Raw genomic sequence first — 549 nt, forward strand, 5'->3', positions numbered from 1 at the left:
GTCGCGCCCTTCGTCGGSCTSTTCGGCACGGTCTGGGGCATCATGRACAGCTTCACGGGCATCGCGGCCAGCAACGACACGAGCCTTGCCGTCGTGGCGCCGGGCATCGCCGAGGCGCTGYTSGCCACCGCSRTCGGCCTCGTSGCSGCCATCCCCGCGGTCATGGCTTACAATCGCTTCGTCGGCGGGCTGACCGGGGCGCGGCAGGAGGCGATCAGCGCCGCCTCGGACCTCGCGCTGCGGCTCAGCCGCGCTCCGCGCCAGCGGCCGGCCGAGTAGCGTCGTCATGGCGATGAGCGGCCCCGGCCCGTCGGGCGACGACGACGAGGAAAGCGCCGGCACGGCGATGTCCGACATCAATGTCACGCCCTTCGTCGACGTGATGCTGGTGCTGCTCGTCATCTTCATGGTCGCGGCGCCGATGATGATGGTCGGCGTGCCCGTGCAGCTCCCGCGCACCGCAGCAGCACGCGTGTCGCAGACCGCGCCGCCGGTGGTGGTGAGCGTGAGCCGCGACGGCCAGGTCTTCCTCCGCTCGGAGCCCGTCGC

At 71.9% G+C, this 549-nt stretch carries 2 protein-coding genes; both read left to right on the forward strand.

Going from position 1 to position 549, the window contains the following annotated elements; all coding sequences use genetic code 11:
* On the forward strand, positions 1-279 hold a 279-nt coding region (locus AC1DWF_RS37735; RefSeq protein WP_476843527.1), incomplete at its 5' end, for a MotA/TolQ/ExbB proton channel family protein.
* A 7-nt stretch (positions 280-286) separates the two neighbouring features.
* The coding region (locus AC1DWF_RS37740) for a biopolymer transporter ExbD (protein WP_476843528.1) at positions 287-549 on the forward strand (263 nt) is incomplete at its 3' end.

The organism is Aminobacter sp. P4_D5 (genome assembly GCF_056401815.1).